This is a genomic window from Pseudomonas sp. Pseusp97 (assembly GCF_047304025.1).
Taxonomy (GTDB): domain Bacteria; phylum Pseudomonadota; class Gammaproteobacteria; order Pseudomonadales; family Pseudomonadaceae; genus Pseudomonas.
Genome location: NZ_JBGLYK010000364.1, coordinates 1 through 3,307 on the forward strand (window position 1 = coordinate 1; position 3,307 = coordinate 3,307).

General features: G+C 67.7%; 2 protein-coding genes and 1 pseudogene. All 3 read right to left on the minus strand.

All coding sequences use genetic code 11. The annotated features are described in order from the left end of the window. On the minus strand, positions 1–1,149 hold a 1,149-nt coding region (locus tag ACCC94_RS28860), incomplete at its 3' end, for an ATP-binding protein (RefSeq protein ID WP_413353009.1). Further along, the gene (gene ercA, locus ACCC94_RS28865) at positions 1,133–2,296 is read right to left on the minus strand and encodes an alcohol dehydrogenase-like regulatory protein ErcA (RefSeq protein WP_413353010.1); all 1,164 of its coding nucleotides are present in this window, start codon (positions 2,294–2,296) and stop codon (positions 1,133–1,135) included. The genes ACCC94_RS28860 and ercA, both read right to left, overlap by 17 nt. 109 nt (positions 2,297–2,405) lie before the next feature. Then, positions 2,406–3,307 (minus strand): annotated as a pseudogene (locus ACCC94_RS28870) (alpha/beta hydrolase family protein); the annotation flags it as partial.

Below are 3,307 nucleotides of genomic sequence, written 5' to 3' on the forward strand. Positions count from 1 at the left end.
CCGGCGATCCGCCGCGCGGCCGGCGTCGAGCTGGTTGAATTCGAGGAAGATGGCCTGCAGCTGGTCCGCCGGAATCCCGCGGCCGGTATCCCAGACCTCCAGGCGCACGTTCGCGCCACGCCTGCGCGCGGCCAGCAGGACGCTGCCACGCCCGGTGTAGCGGCAGGCGTTGCTGAGGAAGTTGCGCAGGATGCGCGACAGCAGGCGGTGATCGGTACGCACCGCCAGGGCGGGAATCCGTGAGCGCAGGCGCAGCCCGGCGGCGCGGGCCACTTCGTCGAACTCCGAGACCAGCGGGCCGAGCAGTTCGCCCAGCGGATAGACTTCCAGGTCCGGCCGGATCGCACTCTGGTCCAGGCGGGCGATTTCCAGCAGGTCGGTGAGCAGGTCCTCGGCGCCTTCCAGCGCCTGGTGCGTGCGCTCCACCAGCACCTGCTCGGCATTCGGCAGCTTGCGCTCGCGCAGGGTGGAAACCAGCAGGCGCGCGGCGTTCAGCGGCTGCAGCAGGTCATGGCTGGCGGCAGCCAGATACTTGTCCTTGCTGTTGTTGGCCGCCTCGGCGGCGTCGCGGGCCTCGCGCAGTTGCTGGTTCAGTCCTTGCAGCTCACGGGTGCGTTCGGCGACGCGCTGTTCCAGTTCCTCGTTGAGACTCTGCAGACGCTGCTGGGCCTGGACGCGCTCGGTGATGTCGGCAACGAAGCCTTCCACCAGACCGTCTTCATCGGGCTTGATCAGCAGGTTCATGAGGACGATGAGATGGCTGCCATCGCGACGGCGCAGGCGCGTCTCGTAGCCGAACAGGCCGTCGCGCTCGCGCAGCAGCGCACGGATGCGGCGCATCTCCGCCTCGCCGCCGACGAACAGCTGGCTGGCCATGTCCTGCAGGTTCCACAGCACCTGCTGCGGGTCGTCGTAGCCGAGCATCCGCGCCAGCGCCGGGTTGGCGGCGCGCAGGCCCTGGCTCAGGCTGGCCTGGAAGATGCCGTGGACGGCATGTTCGAACAGCCACTTGTAGCGGTTGCGCTCGGCCTCCAGCTCGTCCAGCCGCGCCACCAGCTCGGGATAATGGCTCTTGCGCGCGGAATGGCTGCCCAGGCCGAGCAGCCCGGCGAGCGCCTGTTGCTGCTGCTCGTCAGAGGGCCTCGCCATACACCACCTCGACATCGCGCTGGCTGGACTCGCGAGGGTTGGTGAGGATGCACGGGTCCTGCATCGCGTGGCGCGAGAGGAAGGGAATGTCGGAGCTGCCCACGCCATGCAGGCCCAGGCTTTCGTGGAAACCCACGGCGTTCTTCAGGGCGATCAGGTGCTCCACCAGGCGCTGGCGAATCTGCGCGTGGCTCATGCCGCGGCAATCGATGCCGAAGGTCTCGGCGATCACCTTGAAGCGCTCTGGCGCTGCGCTGTAATTGAACGCCACCACATGCTCCACCAGCACGGCGTTGCACAGCCCGTGCGGCAGGTCGAGGTAGCCGCCCAGGCTGTGGGACATGGCGTGCACCGCGCCGAGGATCGCATTGGAGAAAGCCAGGCCCGCCTGCATGCTGCCGAGCATGATCTTCTCGCGCAGGGCGATGTCCGCCGGATTGGCGATCATCTGCACCAGGTTGCCGTTGATCAGCCGCATGGCCTCCAGCGCGTGGGGGTCGGTGAGCGGGCCGTGGCCGGTGGAAACGAAGGCCTCGATGGCGTGTACCAGCGCATCGATGCCGGTGCAGGCGGAGAGGAACGGGTCCATGGTCAGGGTGGTTTCCGGGTCGATCAGCGACACGTCGGGCACCACCGCCTTGCTGACGATGGAGAACTTCATCCGCTCGTCCTGGTTGGAGATGATCACGAACTGCGAGACGTCCGCCGAGGTGCCGGCGGTGGTGGGGATCAGGATCAGCGGCGGGCTGGGTACGCGCAGGGTGTCCACACCCTCGAATTCGAGGATGTTGCGCCCGTGGGCGGCGACTATGCCGATGCCCTTGGCGCAGTCCATCGGGCTGCCGCCGCCGACCGCGACTATCACGTTGCAGCCTTCGCTGCGGTAGACGTCGGCGCCGCGCATGACTTCTTCCACGCGCGGGTTGGGCGACACATCGGTATAGCGGCAGAAGGGAATGTCCTGGGCGGCCAGGCTGGCTTCGATATCGGCGACCCAGCCGGCGGCGAGTACGCCGGGGTCCGACACCACCAACACCTTGCGGGCGCCGAAGGTTTTCACGTAATTGGCGACATTGTGCCGGCATCCGGCACCGAAAATGATCTCTGGCGAGACGAATTTGCGCAGCTGGCTGAGCTCGTGGGACATCTTGGGCTCTGTCGTTATTGTTATGGAATGTTTCCGGCAGCCTACTGCATCCGTCAGGTATTGCAATGCGACCTTGGCAGACGGCTCTGACAGCCGGTTCTGTCAGGTATCAGTCCGCCAGCAGTGCCTGGTAGAAGCGCCACTCCGCCTCCAGCGCATGGGCCAGATGGGCGGACTGGCGGAAGCCGTGGCGCTCCCCGGCATAGCGATGCACCTCCACCGGCACGCCGCGCTGGCGCAGGCTGTCGACCATGGCGTCGGTCTGCGCCGGCACCACCACTGCATCCAGCTCGCCCTGGAAGAAGATCACCGGCGCGCGGATGTGTTCGGCCTGCAGCACCGGCGTGCGCTCGCGGTAGCGCTCGGCGTCCTGTTGCGGGTCGCCGATCAGCCAGTCCAGATAGTCCGCCTCGAACTTGTGGGTCACCCGCGCCAGCGCCGCGCACGAAGACCCGCTGGCGGTCGATGCGCCCCGCCCTGGCAAGGAAGTCCAGCGCCGCGCCGATATCCTCCACGTCCACCTGCCCCCACCCCAGGTGCAGGCGCTCGCGGTAGGCGCGTCCATAGCCGCTGCTGCCGCGATAGTTGATATCGGCGACGGCAAAGCCTCGGCGCGTCCAGAACTGGATGCGCCCGTCGAATACCGGGTAGCTGGCCGAGGTCGGCCCGCCATGCAGGAACACCACCAGTGGCGGTGCGGCTTTCGCCCCGATGGGCGAATAGAAGAAGCCATGCCCGCATTCGTCCTCGCCCACCGGGTAGTGGAAGGCCTCGCCACGGGACAGCTCGGCCTCCGGCAACGGCCTCTCGCCACCGGCCAGCACCTGGGGCGCGCCATCCTCCCGGCGGATCGCCAGCAGCGTCGGCAGGCGGTCCGGCGCGGCGGCAATGCAATAGAAATGCCGCTCATCCGCCGCCAGGCAGCGGAAGCGACTGTACTCCGGCGCCAGCCGGCGTTCGCCGCCGCGCCCGTCATACAGCACCAGCAAGCCACGGCCCTCTACGTAGCGC